The following is an 18,025-nucleotide window of genomic DNA, read 5'->3' as shown; positions in this document are numbered from 1 at the left end:
ATCAGCTTCTCCTTAACGATCGTACGGCATCATCGACTTGATGATCTTCTCATCAGGGGCCGACATGACTGTGGTGCCGCGGGCGTTGCGGATGAACTTCTTGTGACGCTTGATCATGCCATGGCGCTTGCCGGCCTGCGCGGTCAGGATGCGTCCTGTCGCCGTCACCTTGAACCGCTTCTTGCAGCTCGACTTGGTCTTCATCTTGGGCATTTCCGTCTCCTTGACTTTGGGTCGGTTCACGCGCGACTCGGCATGCCACATTGGCCGGTCCCGCAGGTAAGAGCGCGCGATATACGAAGGATCGGCCCCACTGGCAAGCCCAAAGCGGCCCGGATGTCCGTGACTTTGCCGGGTTTTCGCAGAAATACCGCGGACGCGGGGGGCTGCCGCGTTTTCACAGCACGTCGGCGATCACCTTGATGAAGGCGCGTGGCACATCCTCGATCCGGTAGCCGCCGGGATTCTGCGTCAGCGCAAACAGCACCAGACCACCACCCAGCACAAGCGTCACCATGGCGGTGCGCGGTGTCCGCCCGTCCGAAAAGGCGCTGATGATGGCGGGGGCCGTAAAGATCAATATCATCAGGCCGATGACCAATGCCAGATCGGTATTCATCTCCGGGCCTCCGCCTGCACAGGATCGCGCCACGCTCGCGTAGGTGCAGATTACTCCGGATCGGTGGCGAAGATCAAACGTTCCTCGCAGGGGGCGACACGCAGGATGTTGGTCGTTCCCGCCTTGTTGAAGGGCACACCCGCGATGACCAGAATCTGATCCGTCTCGGTCGCATAACCCTGCGCACGGGCGGCGCGGGCGGCATTGACGACCGCCATCTTGAACCGGTCCAGCGCCCCGGTCATCACGCAATTGACGCCCCATGTCAGCGCCAGACGCCGCGCCGTGCCGCGCAGGCTTGTCATGGCGATGATCGGCACGCGGGGCCTTTCGCGGGCGGTCAGCAGCGCGGTCGTGCCCGACTGGGTATAGCAGCAGATCACCTTGATATCCGTGGTCTCGGCAATCTCGCGCGCGGCGGCGACGATCCCGTCGGCCACCGTGGTGCGCGTCGCTCTCCGGCTGGCCTCGATGATCTCGCGATAGGTGGGGTCGCTCTCCACTTCCACCGCGACATTGTTCATCGTGCTGACGGCTTCGACCGGGTAATGGCCCGCCGCCGACTCCGCGCTCAGCATGATCGCATCCGCCCCCTCATAGATGGCGGTGGCCACGTCCGACACCTCGGCCCGCGTGGGCATCGGGCTCTCGATCATCGATTCCAGCATCTGCGTCGCCACGATCACGGGTTTCGCCACGGCCCGGCAACGCCGCACCAGACGCTTCTGGATCGGCGGCACGTTCTGCACCGGCAGCTCCACCCCCAGATCACCGCGCGCGACCATGATCCCGTCGCTGACCGCCAGAATATCGTCAAAGCATTTCACCGCCGCCGGCTTCTCGATCTTGGACAGGATCGCAGCGCGCCCCGCAGCCAGTTCCCGCGCCTCGATCACATCCTCGGGGCGCTGCACAAAGGACAGCGCCAGCCAGTCCACGCCCAGCGCGCAGGCGAATTCCAGATCCTTGCGATCCTTGTCTGACAGGGCCGCCAGCGGCAGCACCACATCCGGCACATTCACCCCCTTGCGGTTCGAGATGGTGCCCCCCACCGCCACCGTGCAATCCGCGAAATCCGGCCCGCAGCGGTCCACCGTCAGGCGGATCTTGCCATCATTCACCAGAAGATTGGCACCCGGCTCCAGCGCCGCGAAAATCTCGGAATGTGGCAGGCAAACGCGGGTCGCATCCCCCTCGGCCGGGTCCAGATCCAGACGGAACCCAGCCCCCTCGACCAATTCCTCTTCACCCTTGGCAAAGCTGCCGACCCGCAGCTTCGGCCCCTGAAGATCGGCCAGAATGGCGATCGGGCTGTCCAGATCCTGTTCGATCTGCCGGATGATGGCATGGCGCGCGCGGATGTCGTCATGGGTGCCATGGCTCATGTTCAGGCGGAACACATCCGCCCCCGCCTCGTGCAAAGCGCGGATCATCGCGTAATCATTGGACGCAGGCCCAAGCGTTGCCACGATTTTCACATTCCGGTGCCGTCTCATGCTGTCATCCTCTGGTCTGCAACCTTGAATCTCATGTTATCGCTAACAATCGCTGAATCCCGACCGCTGTGCAATTCCATTCCGCCCTGTTCTGTCCTAGGTCTTCGCCAAAGGAAATGACAGCCCCATGACGCAGGTGACATGACATACGCCCCCTTTGAAATTTCCGGTGCGGACCGGGTCTCGCGCTGGCTGGTGACCTGCGACCACGCCGCCAATACCGTGCCCGCTTTCGTGAACGGCGGCGATCTGGGTCTGGCCCGGTGCGACATGGAACGCCACATCGCCTATGACGTGGGCGCCGCAGGCGTCAGCCGCGCCTTGGCCGATGCCTTGGGATGCCCCGCGATCCTGTCCAATTTCTCGCGCCTCGTGATCGACCCCAACCGGGGCGAGGATGATCCGACCCTGCTGATGAAACTCTATGACGGCACGATCATTCCGGCCAACCGCCACGCGGGGCGGGACGAACTGGAAACACGCCTCAACCGCTGCTACCGCCCCTATCACACGGCGCTGGCCGAACTGGCCGCGCGGCGCGACGATACCGTGATCGTCTCGATCCACAGCTTCACCCCGCAACTGATGGGCCGCCCGCCGCGCCCCTGGCATGTGGGCGTCCTCTATGCCGCCGACACCCGCTTCGCCCGCCCCCTGTTGGCGCGCCTCCGGGCCGAGGCTGATCTTTGCATCGGCGAGAATGAACCCTATGGTGGTCATCTGCCCGGCGACGCCATCGCCCGCCACGCCATTGCATGGCAACGCCTGAACGCGCTGATCGAGGTCCGCAACGACCTCATCACCAAACCCGACCAACAGGCCCGCTGGGCCGCCCGCCTTGCCCCGATCCTGCAACAGGCGCTGGCCGATACCGGCCAGTAAGCCACCAGAAGGAGACCGATCATGGACGACCAGACCCGTATCGAACTCGAGGCCGCCGCCTTCCGCGCCCTGCGCGATCACCTGATGGTCAAGCGCCCGGATGTGCAGAATATCGACATGATGAATCTGGCCGGCTTCTGCCGCAACTGCCTCAGCCGCTGGTATCAGGAGGCGGCGAACGAACGCGGCATCGCGATGACCAAGGACGAGGCCCGCGAAATCTACTACGGCATGCCCTACGACGACTGGCGCGCCCAGAACCAGACAGAGGCCAGCCCCGAAAAGCAGGCCGAATTCAAGGACGCCTTCGCCCGCAACGTGGGCAAACCCTAGTCTGCATCTTGCCTGTTCATCACGCGCTGTGACTCCGGCTTGTCGCTGGACACGACTGGCGAAAGCGTGAACACTCCGGCTGGTGATTCATGGTCCCGTCAAGGGGCCGGTGCCTGTGCAGGTGGTGTGATGAGTGTGCTGTTGCTGGTGTTCATGCCAATGCTGATGATGGCCGGCTACCTACTGGATGACGTCTTTTCCAACGAGGACGGAGACGATGCCGCGGCCGACACTTCGCCGGACTCCGGGATGGCCCCTCGCACCGACGACGATCTGCTGACGGGCACGGCAGGCAATGACGCCCTTGACGGTCAGTCAGGCGATGACACCCTCTCCGGCCTCGATGGCAATGACACGCTGATGGGCGGCGCGGGCGCAGATCTGCTGGAAGGCGGGGCAGGGGATGATCAACTCTCCGGCGGTGCCGGGGTCGACACCCTGTCCGGCGGTGATGGCGACGACAGTCTGGATGGCAACGGCGGCGACGACCTGATCGCCGGGGGCGCGGGCGAGGACACGCTGCAAGGCCAGTTCGGCGATGACACCCTGCGCGGCGGTGCGGACGACGACATCCTTTTCGGCGGCACAGGCAATGACCTGCTGGACGGCGGGGCCGGAAATGACGTGCTCACGGATTACGAAGGGGCCGATACGCTGCGCGGCGGCGGCGGCACTGACGCGCTTCTGGGCTTTGTCGCGGGGCGCTTCACACCTTACGGCGCGGAACTCTACGGCGATGCAGGCAATGACTGGTTGGTCGGAGACCGCCTCGACACCCTCACGGGCGGAGAAGGGTCAGACTCCTTCACAATCTACGATGTCGCCGATGGGGCCGCCCTCATCACCGATTTCGACCGGGCCACCGATTCCCTGCGGATCGTCGTGGATGGCGTCAGCGGCACCGACCCGGCCAGTCTCACGCTGCAACAGCGCCTTGCCGCCGATGGCAGCGGGCTTGAAATCGTTGTGAATGGTCAGGTGATGGCGAAACTCGCCGGTCTGGGCCTGACCCCGCCCATCACCGTCGATCTGGCGATCGAGGGGCTGACCTGACGGCCAGCCGCCCCTTGCCGCGTCAGACAGCCGCCTTCATGCTCTCATCCAGATAGATCTCGCGCAGCCGCGCCGCCACCTTGCCCGGCGCGCCGCTGCCGATCCTGGCCCCGTCGATCTCGACCACCGGCATCACGAAGGTCGAGGCCGATGTGATGAACGCCTCATCCGCGGCTTGCGCCTCGGCGATGGTAAAGGGCCGCTCCTCCACTTCCATCTGCGCCTCCTGCGCAAATCGCAGCACGGCGGCGCGGGTGATCCCGTGCAGGATGTCATGGCTCAACTGCCGCGTGATGATCTTGTTGCCCTTGACGATATAGGCATTGTTGCTGGTGCCCTCGGTCACCGCCCCATCCTCGACCATCCAGGCGTCATCGCACCCGGCTTTCTTGGCCATCATCTTGCCCATCGACGGATAGAGCAACTGCACCGTCTTGATGTCGCGCCGCCCCCAGCGGATATCCTCGATGCTGATGACCTTGATGCCCTTCTTGGCCACCGGATTGGCCGCCAGACCCGGCTTGTTCTGCGTGAACAGCACCAATGTCGGTTTGGTCACCTCCGGATCAGGGAAGGCGAAATCCCGGTCACCGGGCGCGCCCCGCGTCACCTGCAGATAGATCATCCCCTCCTCGATCCCGTTCAGCCGCACCAGTTCGCGGTGGATCTCCAGCAGGTCGTCGAACCCCTCGGGCTTGTCCATGTCCAGCTCCGACAAGGACCGCTCCAGCCGCTTCAGATGCCCGTCAAAGTCGATCAGCTTGCCGCCCAGCACGCTCGTCACCTCATAGACGCCATCGGCCATCAGGAACCCGCGATCAAAGATCGACACTTTCGCCTCATTCTCGGGCAGGTAGTCTCCGTTCACATAGACGGTGCGCATGATCTAATCTCCTTGCTGCGGGTCAGCCCCAAAGGCCCGGTTCGGGCGGATGCACGCCCGCCTCGTCGAACAGAAGCGGTGTGTCGCGGTCTTCGGCCAGAAGCAGCGGCCCGTCAAGATCCGTCACCATGGCCCCCTGCGCCACCAATGTCGCAGGCGCCATGGCAAGCGAGCTTCCGACCATGCAGCCGACCATGACCTTGAACCCCTGCGCCACCGCCGCATCGCGCAGCGCCAGCGCCTCGGTCAGGCCCCCGGTCTTGTCCAGCTTGATGTTCACCACATCATATTTCCCCGCCAGATGCGGCAGGCTGGCGCGGTCATGACAGCTTTCATCGGCGCAGACCGGTACAGGCCGGTCCATCCCGATCAGCGCCTCATCCTCACTGGCAGGCAGGGGCTGTTCCACCAGCGCCACGCCCAGCCGCACCAGATGCGGGGCCAGATCGGCATAAACAGCCGCCGACCAGCCTTCATTCGCGTCCACGATGATCGTCGACTTCGGTGCACCACGCCGCACCGCCTCCAGCCGGGGCATGTCGTCCGGCGTGCCCAGCTTGATCTTCAACAGCGGCCGAAAGGCGTGCTTGGCGGCCTGCGCCTCCATCTCGGCGGGCTCCGCCAGCGACAATGTATAGGCCGTCACCTCGGGTCCCGGCTTGGCCAACCCCGCCAATTCCCAAACCCGGCGACCCGTCCGCTTCGCTTCCAGATCCCACAGCGCGCAATCCACCGCATTCCGCGCCGCCCCTGCGGGCAACAGGTCATACAGCGCCGCCCGCGTCAGCGCCCCGGACAGACCCTCGATCTGCGCGGTCACAGACTCCAGCGTCTCGTCATACCGGGCATAGGGCACGCATTCCCCCCAACCCGTCACATCCCCATCCGTGATCCGCACCGTCAGCACCTTCGCCTCGGTCCGCGACCCGCGGCTGATGGTGAACACCTGCGCCAGCCTGAACACATCCCGCTCAACCGTGATCTGCATCGCCGCCCCCCTTCATCTTGCCAAAAATACTCAAATCCCCCGGCGCAGCTGCAGCGCGCCAGAGGATGCCTGTCCAAGACCTCTCAGATCGCGGCCAACGCGTCCACCAGCTTGTCCGCGCCATAGCGGAACGGGTCGGTGGCCGGCAAACCCAGCCGCGCCTCGACATCCGCCAGATAGGTCTGCGCCTCGTCTTCGGTCATGTGCTGGGTGTTGATCGCATAGCCGATCACCTGACAGGCGGGATTGGCCACCTTCGCCAGATCCAAGGCCATGTCCCGCACCTGCTCCAGCGTCGGCAGCTTGTATCCCGGCAGACCGCGCATATGCTCGCGCGTCGGCTCATGGCAGATGACCAGCGCATCGGGTTGCCCGCCATGGATCAGCGCCAGCGTCACCCCGGAATAGGAGACATGGAACAAACTCCCCTGTCCCTCGATCATGTCCCAATGATCCGCGTCATTGTCCGGCGTCAGCCATTCGATGGATCCGGCCATGAAATCCGCGATCACCGCATCCAGCGGCACGCCGTCCCCGGTGATCAGGATGCCGGTCTGCCCGGTGGCGCGGAAACTGGATTTCATCCCGCGCGCCTTCATCTCGCGGTCCATGCACAGCGCCGTATACATCTTCCCGACCGAGCAATCCGTGCCCACCGCCAGACAGCGCTTGCCGCTGCGCTTGACCCCATTGGCGATGGGATATTGCACGGAAGGCACCCGCACATCATGCAACTGCCGCCCGGTCGCCTTGGCCACCGCCACCAGATCAGGCTCGTCCCGCAGCAGGTTATGCAGACCCGAGGCCAGATCGAACCCTTCCTCCAAGGCCTGCACCAGCACCTTCTTCCACGCGGCCGAAATCACGCCGCCCCGGTTCGCCACACCGATCACCAGCGTTTTCGCCCCGGCGGCCCGCGCCTCTTCCAGCGTCATGTCGGGCAGGCGCATGTCGGCGCGGCACCCCTCCATCCGGAACTGGCCGACCGCGTTCTGCGGGCGCCAATCCTTGATGCCCTGCGCAACCTTGGCGGCCAAAGCGTCGGGCGCATCGCCCAGAAACAGAAGATATGGAGTCTCGATCATCGGGTTGCCCTTTCTCATGGCTTTGCGCCAGCGTTACGGATTCTGCATGGGATTGCATTGCAAATCCGCGGCTGTCGCAGCTATTTGCGCAAGATCCTCCGGTGCTTGCCGAAAATCTGCGCAGGATCTTCGCAGGTATCGCCTGTTCCGCGCCGGAGATGCGGCGTTGCGGCAAGAATGCCGCGTCTGCAAAAGCCGCTTGCACCCCTTGGCGCAATTTCATACCCAAGGGCGCCAGAAATAAGCAATATCCTTACCCGAAAGGACCAAGCCGATGAGCTTTCGCATCCAGCCTGCTGCCCCCGCCCGTCCGAACCGTTGCCAACTGTTCGGCCCCGGCTCGCGCCCCGCGATCTTCGAGAAGATGGCGACCAGTGCGGCGGATGTGATCAACATCGACCTCGAGGATTCGGTGGCCCCCTCCGACAAGGACAGCGCGCGCGCCAATGTCATCACGGCGCTCAATGACATGGACTGGGGCACCAAATACCTGTCGGTCCGGATCAACGGTCTGGACACACCATGGTGGTATCGCGACGTGGTCGATCTGCTGGAAAAGGGCGGCGAGCGTCTGAATCAGATCATGATCCCCAAGGTCGGCTGCGCCGAGGATGTCTATGCGGTCGATGCCCTCGTGACCGCCATCGAACGCGCCACAGGCCGCAAGACCCCCATCACCTTCGAGGTGATCATCGAATCCGCCGCCGGCATCGCCCATGTCGAAGCCATCGCCGCCTCCAGCCCCCGCCTGCAAGCCATGAGCCTTGGCGCTGCCGATTTCGCGGCCTCCATGGGGATGCAGACGACGGGCATCGGTGGCACGCAGGCCAATTACTACATGCTGCATGAGGGGGCCAAATACTGGTCCGATCCGTGGCATTGGGCACAAACCGCCATCGTCGCCGCCTGCCGCACCCATGGCATCCTGCCCGTGGATGGCCCCTATGGCGATTTCAGTGATGACGAAGGCTTCCGCGCACAGGCCCGCCGCTCTGCCACGCTGGGCATGGTCGGTAAATGGGCGATCCACCCCAAGCAGGTGGCGCTGGCCAACGAGATCTTCACCCCCTCCGACGAGGCCGTGGCCGAGGCCCGCGAAATCCTTGCCGCGATGGAGGCCGCCAAGGCCCGCGGCGAGGGCGCGACTGTCTACAAAGGCCGTCTGGTCGACATCGCCTCGATCAAGCAGGCCGAGGTGATCGTCCGCCAGTCCGAGATGATCGCCCGCTGATCCGCCGCGCCCCATCGCCCCGTCGCGCAGGCGGGGCGGTGGCGTCTTGGATATTTGAGGCAAGAAGAAGCAGAGCGGCGTGAATCGATCAGCCGCGCTCGTCCTTGGGAGAGCCCATCACCACAAAGGACGTGATCGAATTCACCTGCGGCAGCGTGCCCAGCACATCGGTGTGAAATCGTTTATAGGCCGCCAGATCCGCCGCCTCGATCCGCAGTAGATATTCCACATTGCCGGTGATGTTGTGACACTCCCGCACCTCGGGCGCGCGGGCAATGGCTTTCTCGAACGCCTCCTGCACGGATTTCGTATGCGCGTTCAGCCCGACGGTGATATAAGCGGTAAATCCCACGCCCATGGCCAGCGGGTCCAGAATGGCCCGGTAGCCACGGATCACCCCGCGCCGTTCAAGATCCTGAACGCGCCGCAGACAGGCCGATGGCGACAGACCGACGCGATCAGCCAGATCCGTATTGCTGATCCGGCCGTTGCGGGAAAGCTCTCGCAATATGTGTGCGTTGATTTTGTCTGTATCTGTCATTTGTTGTGATTATAGCGGTAGAATCGCTAAAAAAGCAACCAAATTGCGTCAGGCCTCGCATAGTGTTGCGCCATGATACCTGATGCGCTCCTGGCCCTCGCGGCCTTTGCCCTTGTCTCGTCTATCACGCCGGGACCCAACAACCTGATGCTCATGGCCTCGGGGGCCAATTTCGGTTTTCGCCGGACGGTGCCTCATATGCTGGGAATCGGGATCGGATTCGGGGTGATGATTCTGCTGGTCGGGCTGGGTCTGGTGCGGATTTTCGACGCCTTTCCGGTCGCGCATCTGGTGCTGTCCGTCATCGGCGTCACCTATCTTCTGTGGCTGGCATGGAAAATCGCCAATGCCGGCGCCCCTGACGCGGCGCGCAAGACAGCGCGCCCGTTCAGCTTTGTCCAAGCCGCCCTGTTCCAATGGGTCAACCCCAAGGCATGGCAGATGGCCCTGACGGCGATCACCCTCTATGCGCCGGATCGTTCCGCCGTGGCCATCCTCTGGGTGGCGCTGGTCTTTGCCCTGATCAACCTGCCCTCGGTCAGTGTCTGGACCGTCATGGGACAGCAGATGCGCCGCGTCCTGTCCAGTCCGGCCCGCCTGCGCGCGTTCAACTGGAGCATGGCGGGATTGCTGGTTCTGTCGCTGGTGCCGGTGCTTCTGCCTCTCGTCGCGTAAGCAAGGCGCGGCCCAATCCGCATGATCCCGTTGCATCCGGCGGCGGAGAAGGCCATATACCTCACGTTTACAGCCGGAGTGAGCGGATGACCAACTACCTCGATTTCGAACGCCCCCTTGCCGAGATCGAAGGCAAGGCCGAGGAACTGCGCGCCATGGCGCGGCAGAATGCCGAGATGGATATCGAAGCCGAGGCGGCGGCGCTGGACAAGAAAGCCGCCGATCTTCTGGTTTCGCTCTACAAGGATCTGTCGCCCTGGCGCAAATGTCAGGTGGCGCGCCATCCCGAGCGCCCCCATTGCAAAGACTATATCGAGGCGCTGTTCACCGAATACACGCCCTTGGCCGGTGACCGGAACTTTGCCGATGATCACGCGGTGATGGGCGGCCTTGCCCGCTTCAACGACATGCCGGTGATGGTGATCGGCCATGAAAAGGGCAATGACACCAAAAGCCGGATCGAACGCAACTTCGGCATGGCCCGGCCCGAAGGCTATCGCAAGGCGATCCGCCTGATGGATATGGCCCACCGTTTCGGCCTGCCGGTCATCACGCTGGTCGACACGCCCGGCGCCTATCCCGGCAAAGGCGCGGAAGAGCGCGGCCAGTCCGAAGCCATCGCCCGCTCCACCGAGAAATGCCTCCAGATCGGCGTGCCGCTGATCAGCGTCATCATCGGCGAGGGCGGCTCGGGCGGGGCTGTCGCCTTTGCCACGGCCAACCGTGTGGCGATGCTGGAACATTCGGTCTATTCCGTCATCAGCCCCGAAGGCTGCGCCTCGATCCTGTGGAAGGATTCCGAGAAGATGCGCGAAGCCGCCGAAGCCCTGCGCCTGACCGCGCAGGACCTCAAGAAACTGGGTGTGGCTGACCGGATCATCCCCGAACCCGTGGGTGGCGCGCATCGCGACAGCCACAAGACGATCCATGCCGTGGGCGAGACGATTGCCGCGATGCTGGCCGAACTGACCGACCTCAAAGGCAAGAAACTGGTCGAGGATCGGCGGCGCAAATATCTGGAGATGGGGAAAAAGGGTCTGGCCGCGTAAAGACCGCACAGATCAGCTTGCCAGCATCTTCAACCCCTGCGTCACATCCGACCTGACCGCCAGCCGCAGCCCCGGCTCATCCCCCGCCTTCAGCGCGGCGATGATCAGCCGGTGGTAATGCGGCGGGTCCTTGCGCTTCAGCCGCACATAAAGCGCCCGCATCGTCGGCCCCATCTGCAACCATACCGTTTCCGCCATGGCCAGCATCGCAGGGGCCTGCGCGCGCAAGTAAAGCGTGCGGTGAAATTCCAGATTGGTGCGGATATAGGCCACCGCATCCTGCCGCATCGCCGCATCGCCCACGGCGGCGTTGATGGTCTGCAACCGCTCGATCAGTGCCATATGCGCGCGGGGCAGGGCACGACTGGCCAGTTCCACCTCGATCAGCGAGCGCAATGCCGCCAGCTCCTCGATCCGCTCGTTGCTCAGCTCCGGCGTCGATACCCGCCCGGATGACGACAGCGTCAGCGCGCCTTCCGCCACCAGACGGCGCACGGATTCCCGCGCAGGCGTCATCGACACCCCGTATTCCTTGCCGATCCCCCGCAGCGTCAGCGCATGACCCGGCGCAATATCGCCATGCATGATCCGGCTCCGCAACCCGCGATAGACGCGGTCATGGGCAATCGGCAGGGGATCGGGGCGCGGCGGCGATGTCAGCATCCGCTCATGTGATCACATATCCCGGCAAGGTCAATCGCGGATCAGTCCCCAAAGCGGTAGCGGTGCAGATCGCCACCCTTTTCCCGCAACCAGCGGCGCGGGGCGCGGTAGTCGCCGTAAAGCCGCGTCACCACCGACCAGAAGGCATCGGAATGGTTCATCTCGGCCAGATGGGCCACCTCATGCGCGGCCACATAGGCCAGAACCTCCGGCGGGGCCATGACCAGCCGCCAGGAATACATCAAGCCGCCATCCGCCGTGCAGGACCCCCAGCGCGAGCGGGTGTCGCGCAGGCTCAGCCGCGCATAGCCTCGCCCCAACCGCGCGGCATAGTGATCCGAGGCGGCGGCCAGCCTGTCGCGCGCCGCCTGCTTGAGGAAACCCGACAACCGCGCCGCCACACGGTCCGCCGCGCCCGGCACCAGAAGCAGATCACCCTCGGGCCGCACCAGCCGACCGGAACCGGCCGCGATTCGCAGCAGGCGCCCTTCGAAAGGCAGCTCGCTGCCAATCCCGATACTGGCGGCGGCGGGTTGCACCGTCAGGTGATGGCGCAGCCAGTCAGCCTTCTCCTGCGCAAAGGCCAGCGCCTCGCGGTCGGGGGTGCGCAGCGGGCAGGTCAGTGTCACGCGCCCGTCAAGCCGCGAGATGCGCAGCGAAATGCGCCGCGCCTGTGCCGTCTTGCGAAGCGTGATTTCCACCGGGGGGTTGCCCGGCAGGACATGCTGTCCCATATGCTCTCCTCTGGCCGTGCCAAGCGCTCTGTTAAAGCCTTTGACAGTCGTGACCCGTTATGGCAGTTGGCGCGGATCGTCGACAAGACACAAGATTTGAAAGGGATATCCATGCCCAAGGAAGAATGGGGTGTGAAGCGCATCTGCCCGACAACCGGCAAGCGCTTTTACGACCTGAACAAGACCCCGATCGTCAGCCCCTACACAGGCGAAGTCGTGGAATTCGACATCGGCAAAAGCCGCATGATCGCCGCCGACGCCGAGGATGCTGCGACCAAGAAGATGAAGGTGGTCGATCTGGACGCCGATGAGGACGTTCTGGACGAAGATGAAGTCGATGTGGATCTGGATGATGATCTGCTGGACGACGACGAAGATGATAACGTCTCGCTGGACGATATCGCCGACGTCGCCTCGGATGACGACGAAATCTGACCCCGACAAGACACGACGCGGGCGGAATTTTCCGCTTGATCCCGCCCGCGCCATTGCCTAAAGAACCGCGACGGTCCGACAGGGCCGACAAGATGGGGCCTTAGCTCAGCTGGGAGAGCGCTTGCATGGCATGCAAGAGGTCAGGGGTTCGATCCCCCTAGGCTCCACCAAATCACTGTAATCCCGCACAATATGCCGCGTAGGCGCATCCTCTCCGGCACCGTTCCGGCGCTTGGGGTTGGCAACGCCGTCTGTCTGGCCCGCGCAGGATCGTTGCGCGTGACGGGTTCCCTGTGCATATCATGGGCCACAGCCTGATCCGGCAGATAAGCCGGACAGGTCCAGCCACGCGAAAGGGACGTAATGATTAAGGAATTCAGGGACTTCATCGCTCGCGGCAATGTCATGGACATGGCCGTCGGGATCATCATCGGGGCAGCCTTCACAGCCATCGTCAGTTCGATGGTGGCCGACCTCATCAACCCGATCATCAGCCTGTTCATCGGCGGGATCGACTTCTCGGGGATGTATGTGCTGCTGGGCAGCGGCGAATACGCCTCCATCGCCGCGGCCGAAGAGGCGGGGGCCGCCGTCTTTGCCTATGGGCGCTTCATCATGGCCGTGATCAATTTCCTGATCGTGGCCTTCGTGGTTTTCATGCTGGTCAAGGCGGTCAATCGCGCGCGTGAGGCCGCCGTGAAAAAGCCCGAGCCCGCCCCCGCGGCACCTGCCGGGCCGACCGAGCTCGAGATCCTGATGGAAATCCGGGATGCGCTGAAAAAGTGACCGAACCGGCACAGCAGCCCTTCAAAACAACGTGAAACCCAAGGCCCGCACTGCCCGTGCGGGCCTTTTCATGCGATCTGTGGCAGGTTCAGTGCGGATATGGCGCTGGGCCTGTGTTGCCTATTTCCGCCAAAAGGTTACCTGTTGACCCTGATTTGACATGCTGCCGACCGGATACTGACGCAGCCCCGTATCATGACCGCAGCGCCCGCGTTGCCCGCGACCGTCCGAGGAACCAAGATGTCCCTGTTCAAACAGACCCTCCTGTCTCTTGTGGCGCTGGCCGTTGCCCTTGCCGTCTGGATCGTCTTCGTGCCGTCGGCGCAACCCGTGCTGGACCGTCTGGGTGTGTATCGTCTTCTGGGGATGGAACCTGCGGCACAGGCTGCCCAAGGGGCAGGCGGCCCGGCCTTCGGCGGTGGTGGTCCGTCCAAGGTGGTGCTGGATACCGTCACCGAACAGGTGCTCAGTCAGCGTGTCAGCGCCATCGGTGATGGCCGCGCCCTGCGCTCCGTCAGTGTGCGGGCAGAGCGGACAGGCAGCGTGCGCGCGGTCGAAGTGACATCAGGCCAGTATGTCGACGCGGGCGCAGTCATGATTCGCCTTGAGGACCGGGCCGAGGTGATCGCGCTGGAACGGGCACGGCTCATGCTGGCCGATGCCGAAGATGAACTGCGGCGCCTGACCCAATTGGGGGATTCCGGGGCGGTGACAGCGGTCCGCATCCGCGAGGCCGAACTGGCGATGCAGAACGCCCGGCTGGCGATCCGTCAGGCCGAAGTCGATCTGGAGCAGACCGTCGTGACCGCCCCGATCTCGGGCTGGTTGGGTCTGGTCGAGGTCGAGGTCGGGGATCGCCTCTCCGCGCAGGATATTGTTGGTGTGCTGACCGACAGGTCACAGATCACCATCGATTTCCGGGTGCCCGAACGCGTGATCTCGGGCCTTGAACCGGGGATGCCTGTCGAACTGCGCTCGATGTCCGGTGTCCCGGTCCCGCTGGCGGGCACATTGACGGCGGTGGACAATATCGTCGACCGCGCCAGCCGGACATTGCGGGTGCAGGCTGTCGTGGAAAACACCGGGGACAGTCTGCGCGAAGGGATGGCCTTCGAGGTGACGATGGAGTTTCCGGGCGAAACCTATCCCTCCGTGGATGCGCTCGCCGTGCAATGGTCCAGCCAGGGATCTTTCGTCTGGCTGGCGCGCGAGGGCAAGGTGCAGCGTGTCCCCGTGGTGATCCGGCAGCGCAACCCCGACCGCGTTCTGGTCGAGGGCGATCTGACGGCGGGCGATGCCGTTGTGATCGAAGGGGTGCAAACCCTGCGCCCCGGCTCCGAGGTTGTTCCCGCCAACGAAGCAGCCGTGGCGCGTGACGCGGCCCCCTCCGCGGCGCAACTTTAGGGCAACCGGATGAAGAACCCCGCCACCCCCGCACCGACAACCGCCGGCACAGCAGTCTTCGTGCGCCGCCCGATTCTGGCCTTCGTGCTGAACGCGCTGATCGTGATTGCGGGTCTGGCCGCGCTATTCGGCGTCGAAGTGCGCGAATTGCCCGATGTGGACCGCCCCGTCGTCACCGTGACCACCAACTTCTCGGGGGCCTCGCCGGAAACCGTGGATCAGGAACTGACCGGCCGCATCGAAGGCGCCGTGGGCCGCGTGTCGGGCGTGCGCACCATCTCGTCCGAGTCCCGCTACGGACGCAGCCGTGTGACGCTGGAATTCACCGACGGCGTCGATCTCGACGTGGCCGCCAACGACACCCGCGATGCCGTCTCGCGGATTGCCAATGACCTGCCCGATGACGCGGACGAACCGCAGATCGTCAAGGCCGATGCCAATGCCGATGCGGTGATGCGGATCGCCGTCACCTCGGACACGCGCAGCCCGCAGGATCTGACCCAATTGGTGCGCGATCAGGTCGAAGACCGCCTGATCTCGATCCCCGGCGTGGCCGACCTGCAAGTCTATGGCGACCGCGAGGCGATCTTTCGCGTCGATATCGACCAGTTGGAACTGGCCAGCCGCGGCCTGACCCTCGCCGACATGGCCCGCGCCCTTGGCGACGTGGCCTTTGACGTGCCCGCCGGCGATCTGGAAGGCAGCCGCCAATCCATCAACGTGCGGACAACCGCCACGGTGATCACACCCGAAGCCTTCGAAGACCTCGAACTCAGCCCCAATGTCACCATCGGTGACGTGGCCCGCGTGACGCTGGGACCCGCCCCGAACGAAACCGTGCTGCGCGCCAATGGCGAAAGCGGCGTCGGCATGGGCATCATCCGCGCCGCCACCAGCAACACGCTCGAAATCTCCGAAGGCGTGCATCAGGCGATCGACGACTTGCAACGGATCCTGCCCGAGGACGTGAAGATCTTCGTCACCTCCGATGATGCGGTCTTCATCAATGGCTCCATCAAGGAAGTGATCACCACCCTGGGTCTGGCCATCGCCATCGTGGTGGCGATCATCTTCCTCTTCCTGCGCGACTGGCGCGCCACCCTGATCCCGACGCTGACCCTGCCCGTCGCACTGGTGGGCACCTTGGCCGCGATCTATCTGGTGGGCTTCTCGGTGAACATCCTCACCCTACTGGCACTGGTTCTGGCCACCGGCATGGTCGTCGATGATGCCATCGTCGTGCTGGAAAACATCGTCCGCCGCCGGTCCGAGGGGATGGGCCCCCGCGCCGCCGCCGTTCTGGGCACGCAGCAGGTGTTCTTCGCCGTCGTCACCACCACCGCCACACTCGCCGCCGTGTTCATCCCGCTCTCCTTCCTGCCCGGTCAGGCAGGCGGGCTCTTCCGCGAATTCGGCTTCACCCTCGCCATGGCCGTCATGCTCTCCTCGGTCGTCGCGCTCACACTCGCGCCCGTTCTGGCCAGCCGCCTGCTGACCCGCGCCGAAAGCGCCACCCCGCAAAAGGGACCGATGGTCAGCCTCGGCAACGGGCTGGCGAATATCTACGCCAGCACCCTGCGCTGGGCACTGGGCGCGCCCATGGTGGTGGTCCTCGTCGCCGGCCTCTTCGCCGTCACCGCCGTGATGGTCTCCGGCGGCATCCGTCAGGAACTCACCCCGCGCGAGGATCGCGCCGTCATCCTCATGTCGATCACCGCGCCCACGGGTGTCTCGCTCAACTACACCAGCTCCAAGCTGCAAGAGATCGAAACCGCCATGGCCCCGCTGCGCGACAGTGGCGAGATGACCAACATCTTCTCGATCACCGGCTTTGGCGCCTCCAACCGCGGCTTCGTCGTGATGACCCTGGCAAACTGGGATGACCGCAGCCGCAGCCAGCAAGAGATCGTGGGCGATGTGAACCGCAACCTCGGCAGTATCGTCGGCGTCAGGGCCTTCGTGATCCAGCCCAACTCCCTGCGCATCCGGGGGGCGGGGCGCGGACTCAGCTTTGCGATCACCGGCACCAATTACGAACAATTGTCCCAGGTCGCCGATGATCTGGTGGTCGCGATGCAGCAGAACCCGGCGATGGGGCAGGTCCGTCTGGAATATGAAACCACGCTGCCGCAGCTGTTCGTAGAAATCGACCGGACCCGCGCATCGGATCTGGGGATCAACATCACCGGTCTGGGCGAGGCGTTGCGCGCGGTTCTGGACGGGCGCAGCGTCGGCTCGGTCTTCATCGACGACACCTCCTATGACGTGCAGATGCTCTCCAGCTCGAACCCGGTCAACGACCCGACCGATCTGGAAAACATCTTCGTGCAGGCCTCCGACGGCAAAATGGTGCCGATGTCCAGCTTCGTGCAACTCGAAGAACGGGCCGTCGCCCCCGAACTGAAACGCGAAGGCAAGGCGCGGTCGGTCGAGATCACCGCGGGTCTGACCCCCGACATGTCCCTCGGCGACGCCATGGCCGAGGTGCAACGCCTGTCCGACGGCATCCTTGCCCCCGACAATACGATCGTGCCTCTGGCCGAAGCGGCAGCACTTGATCAGACATCCTCCGGCCTGTTCGTGACCTTCGGTTTCGCGATCCTCGTGGTCCTCCTGGTGCTGGCCGCGCAATTCGAAAGCTTCGTCTCCGCCGTGGTCGTCATGGCCACCGTGCCCTTGGGGCTGGCCTGCGCGATCTTCGCCCTCCTGCTCAGCGGGATGAGCCTGAACGTCTACAGCCAGATCGGGCTTGTGATGCTGATCGGCATCATGGCCAAGAACGGGATTCTGATCGTCGAATTCGCCAATCAGTTACGCGACAAGGGCGCGGATGTGAAACAGGCCATCTTCGACGCCTCGACCATCCGCCTGCGCCCCGTGATGATGACCATGACCTCTACCGTGCTGGGCGGGGTGCCGCTGATCCTGTCCTCCGGCGCAGGGGCCGAAGCACGCGAAGCGCTGGGCTGGGTCATCGTCGGCGGCTTGGGTCTGGCCACGCTCTCCACCCTCTACCTCACCCCCGTGGCCTATCTTCTGCTGGCACGGTTCAGCGCCCCCAAGGCCGAGGAAGAACGCCGCCTCACCCGCGAATTGGAAGAGGCGCAGCGGGTGTGATCCGCCGTAGGGTGCGTGCTTGCACGCACCATTCCCCCTCCGCCGCAAATA

At 64.2% G+C, this 18,025-nt stretch carries 19 protein-coding genes and 1 tRNA gene; 11 read left to right on the top strand and 9 right to left on the bottom strand.

Annotated features, from left to right (window positions below; genetic code table 11):
- Positions 1 to 12: 12 nt before the first annotated feature.
- The 3 genes from rpmI to pyk all read right to left on the bottom strand — a co-directional run bounded on the left by rpmI (position 13) and on the right by pyk (position 2,115).
- Positions 13 to 213 (bottom strand): 50S ribosomal protein L35, encoded by a 201-nt coding sequence (gene rpmI, locus PVW27_RS01020; RefSeq protein ID WP_068294390.1) that lies wholly within the window; start codon positions 211 to 213, stop codon positions 13 to 15.
- Positions 214 to 397: 184 nt separating this feature from the next.
- A complete protein-coding gene (locus PVW27_RS01015) occupies positions 398 to 619 on the bottom strand; it encodes a hypothetical protein (RefSeq protein ID WP_274554654.1) in 222 nt (73 codons plus the stop codon).
- A gap of 50 nt (positions 620 to 669) precedes the next feature.
- A complete protein-coding gene (pyk, locus tag PVW27_RS01010) occupies positions 670 to 2,115 on the bottom strand; it encodes a pyruvate kinase (protein WP_274554653.1) in 1,446 nt (481 codons plus the stop codon).
- A gap of 141 nt (positions 2,116 to 2,256) precedes the next feature.
- Here pyk and PVW27_RS01005 point away from each other — a divergent pair, with 141 nt between their 5' ends.
- The 3 genes from PVW27_RS01005 (at position 2,257) to PVW27_RS00995 (ending at position 4,383) form a co-directional block, all read left to right on the top strand.
- A complete protein-coding gene (locus PVW27_RS01005; RefSeq protein WP_274554650.1) occupies positions 2,257 to 2,997 on the top strand; it encodes an N-formylglutamate amidohydrolase in 741 nt (246 codons plus the stop codon).
- A 21-nt stretch (positions 2,998 to 3,018) separates the two neighbouring features.
- Complete coding sequence (locus tag PVW27_RS01000; RefSeq protein WP_274554649.1) at positions 3,019 to 3,330, top strand: DUF1244 domain-containing protein; 312 nt, start codon at positions 3,019 to 3,021, stop codon at positions 3,328 to 3,330.
- Positions 3,331 to 3,459: 129 nt separating this feature from the next.
- Positions 3,460 to 4,383: a calcium-binding protein gene (locus tag PVW27_RS00995; protein WP_274554648.1), complete on the top strand. Its 924-nt coding sequence runs from the start codon at positions 3,460 to 3,462 to the stop codon at positions 4,381 to 4,383.
- A gap of 22 nt (positions 4,384 to 4,405) precedes the next feature.
- On the opposite strand, the gene PVW27_RS00990 is transcribed toward PVW27_RS00995, so the two are convergent.
- The 3 genes from PVW27_RS00990 to dgcN all read right to left on the bottom strand — a co-directional run bounded on the left by PVW27_RS00990 (position 4,406) and on the right by dgcN (position 7,339).
- The gene (locus PVW27_RS00990) at positions 4,406 to 5,266 is read right to left on the bottom strand and encodes a D-amino-acid transaminase (RefSeq protein ID WP_274554646.1); all 861 of its coding nucleotides are present in this window, start codon (positions 5,264 to 5,266) and stop codon (positions 4,406 to 4,408) included.
- 22 nt (positions 5,267 to 5,288) lie between these two features.
- Positions 5,289 to 6,254 (bottom strand): N-acetyl-D-Glu racemase DgcA, encoded by a 966-nt coding sequence (gene dgcA / locus PVW27_RS00985; RefSeq protein ID WP_274554645.1) that lies wholly within the window; start codon positions 6,252 to 6,254, stop codon positions 5,289 to 5,291.
- An 83-nt stretch (positions 6,255 to 6,337) separates the two neighbouring features.
- Complete coding sequence (gene dgcN, locus PVW27_RS00980) at positions 6,338 to 7,339, bottom strand: N-acetyltransferase DgcN (protein WP_274554644.1); 1,002 nt, start codon at positions 7,337 to 7,339, stop codon at positions 6,338 to 6,340.
- 274 nt (positions 7,340 to 7,613) lie between these two features.
- On the opposite strand from dgcN, the gene PVW27_RS00975 reads away from it, so the two are divergent.
- Positions 7,614 to 8,570 (top strand): L-malyl-CoA/beta-methylmalyl-CoA lyase, encoded by a 957-nt coding sequence (locus tag PVW27_RS00975; protein ID WP_274554643.1) that lies wholly within the window; start codon positions 7,614 to 7,616, stop codon positions 8,568 to 8,570.
- 88 nt (positions 8,571 to 8,658) lie between these two features.
- On the opposite strand, the gene PVW27_RS00970 is transcribed toward PVW27_RS00975, so the two are convergent.
- Entirely contained in the window at positions 8,659 to 9,111 is a 453-nt protein-coding gene (locus PVW27_RS00970) for an Lrp/AsnC family transcriptional regulator (protein WP_274554642.1), read from the bottom strand.
- Positions 9,112 to 9,183: 72 nt separating this feature from the next.
- On the opposite strand from PVW27_RS00970, the gene PVW27_RS00965 reads away from it, so the two are divergent.
- Complete coding sequence (locus PVW27_RS00965; RefSeq protein WP_274554641.1) at positions 9,184 to 9,786, top strand: LysE family translocator; 603 nt, start codon at positions 9,184 to 9,186, stop codon at positions 9,784 to 9,786.
- Positions 9,787 to 9,872: 86 nt separating this feature from the next.
- Positions 9,873 to 10,835 carry an acetyl-CoA carboxylase carboxyltransferase subunit alpha gene (locus tag PVW27_RS00960; protein WP_274554639.1) on the top strand — a complete coding sequence of 321 codons (963 nt, stop codon included), beginning with the start codon at positions 9,873 to 9,875 and terminating at the stop codon, positions 10,833 to 10,835.
- A 12-nt stretch (positions 10,836 to 10,847) separates the two neighbouring features.
- Here PVW27_RS00960 and PVW27_RS00955 read toward each other — a convergent pair whose 3' ends face one another.
- Positions 10,848 to 11,495, bottom strand: coding sequence for a GntR family transcriptional regulator (locus PVW27_RS00955; protein ID WP_274554790.1), 648 nt, complete (start codon positions 11,493 to 11,495; stop codon positions 10,848 to 10,850).
- A 44-nt stretch (positions 11,496 to 11,539) separates the two neighbouring features.
- On the bottom strand, positions 11,540 to 12,232 hold the full coding sequence (locus PVW27_RS00950) for a M48 family metallopeptidase (protein WP_274554638.1): 693 nt from the start codon (positions 12,230 to 12,232) through the stop codon (positions 11,540 to 11,542).
- 111 nt (positions 12,233 to 12,343) lie between these two features.
- On the opposite strand from PVW27_RS00950, the gene PVW27_RS00945 reads away from it, so the two are divergent.
- The 5 genes from PVW27_RS00945 (at position 12,344) to PVW27_RS00925 (ending at position 17,974) form a co-directional block, all read left to right on the top strand.
- Positions 12,344 to 12,667 carry a TIGR02300 family protein gene (locus tag PVW27_RS00945; RefSeq protein ID WP_274554636.1) on the top strand — a complete coding sequence of 108 codons (324 nt, stop codon included), beginning with the start codon at positions 12,344 to 12,346 and terminating at the stop codon, positions 12,665 to 12,667.
- 94 nt (positions 12,668 to 12,761) lie between these two features.
- Positions 12,762 to 12,837, top strand: a tRNA-Ala gene (locus PVW27_RS00940).
- A gap of 193 nt (positions 12,838 to 13,030) precedes the next feature.
- The gene (mscL, locus tag PVW27_RS00935; RefSeq protein WP_274554635.1) at positions 13,031 to 13,453 is read left to right on the top strand and encodes a large conductance mechanosensitive channel protein MscL; all 423 of its coding nucleotides are present in this window, start codon (positions 13,031 to 13,033) and stop codon (positions 13,451 to 13,453) included.
- A 240-nt stretch (positions 13,454 to 13,693) separates the two neighbouring features.
- Entirely contained in the window at positions 13,694 to 14,857 is a 1,164-nt protein-coding gene (locus PVW27_RS00930; RefSeq protein WP_274554634.1) for an efflux RND transporter periplasmic adaptor subunit, read from the top strand.
- Between the two features lie 9 nt (positions 14,858 to 14,866).
- Entirely contained in the window at positions 14,867 to 17,974 is a 3,108-nt protein-coding gene (locus PVW27_RS00925) for an efflux RND transporter permease subunit (protein ID WP_274554633.1), read from the top strand.
- Positions 17,975 to 18,025 lie beyond the last annotated feature (51 nt).

Source organism: Seohaeicola sp. 4SK31, assembly GCF_028802875.1.
Taxonomy (GTDB): Bacteria; Pseudomonadota; Alphaproteobacteria; order Rhodobacterales; family Rhodobacteraceae; genus Seohaeicola.
Note: the sequence above shows the minus strand (reverse complement) of the source record. Positions and strands in the feature narration are given on the sequence as shown.

Excerpts from the sequence above, each read along its gene's own strand:
- PVW27_RS00950 (WP_274554638.1), bottom strand. The coding sequence starts at position 12,232 with ATGGGACAGCATGTCCTGCCGGGCAACCCCCCGGTGGAAATCACGCTT.
- PVW27_RS00965 (WP_274554641.1), top strand. The coding sequence starts at position 9,184 with ATGATACCTGATGCGCTCCTGGCCCTCGCGGCCTTTGCCCTTGTCTCG.
- PVW27_RS00925 (WP_274554633.1), top strand. The coding sequence starts at position 14,867 with ATGAAGAACCCCGCCACCCCCGCACCGACAACCGCCGGCACAGCAGTC.
- rpmI (WP_068294390.1), bottom strand. The coding sequence starts at position 213 with ATGCCCAAGATGAAGACCAAGTCGAGCTGCAAGAAGCGGTTCAAGGTG.
- PVW27_RS01000 (WP_274554649.1), top strand. The coding sequence starts at position 3,019 with ATGGACGACCAGACCCGTATCGAACTCGAGGCCGCCGCCTTCCGCGCC.
- dgcN (WP_274554644.1), bottom strand. The coding sequence starts at position 7,339 with ATGATCGAGACTCCATATCTTCTGTTTCTGGGCGATGCGCCCGACGCT.
- PVW27_RS01015 (WP_274554654.1), bottom strand. The coding sequence starts at position 619 with ATGAATACCGATCTGGCATTGGTCATCGGCCTGATGATATTGATCTTT.
- pyk (WP_274554653.1), bottom strand. The coding sequence starts at position 2,115 with ATGAGACGGCACCGGAATGTGAAAATCGTGGCAACGCTTGGGCCTGCG.
- mscL (WP_274554635.1), top strand. The coding sequence starts at position 13,031 with ATGATTAAGGAATTCAGGGACTTCATCGCTCGCGGCAATGTCATGGAC.
- PVW27_RS00975 (WP_274554643.1), top strand. The coding sequence starts at position 7,614 with ATGAGCTTTCGCATCCAGCCTGCTGCCCCCGCCCGTCCGAACCGTTGC.
- PVW27_RS00960 (WP_274554639.1), top strand. The coding sequence starts at position 9,873 with ATGACCAACTACCTCGATTTCGAACGCCCCCTTGCCGAGATCGAAGGC.
- PVW27_RS00945 (WP_274554636.1), top strand. The coding sequence starts at position 12,344 with ATGCCCAAGGAAGAATGGGGTGTGAAGCGCATCTGCCCGACAACCGGC.
- PVW27_RS00990 (WP_274554646.1), bottom strand. The coding sequence starts at position 5,266 with ATGCGCACCGTCTATGTGAACGGAGACTACCTGCCCGAGAATGAGGCG.
- dgcA (WP_274554645.1), bottom strand. The coding sequence starts at position 6,254 with ATGCAGATCACGGTTGAGCGGGATGTGTTCAGGCTGGCGCAGGTGTTC.
- PVW27_RS00995 (WP_274554648.1), top strand. The coding sequence starts at position 3,460 with ATGAGTGTGCTGTTGCTGGTGTTCATGCCAATGCTGATGATGGCCGGC.
- PVW27_RS00970 (WP_274554642.1), bottom strand. The coding sequence starts at position 9,111 with ATGACAGATACAGACAAAATCAACGCACACATATTGCGAGAGCTTTCC.
- PVW27_RS00930 (WP_274554634.1), top strand. The coding sequence starts at position 13,694 with ATGTCCCTGTTCAAACAGACCCTCCTGTCTCTTGTGGCGCTGGCCGTT.
- PVW27_RS01005 (WP_274554650.1), top strand. The coding sequence starts at position 2,257 with ATGACATACGCCCCCTTTGAAATTTCCGGTGCGGACCGGGTCTCGCGC.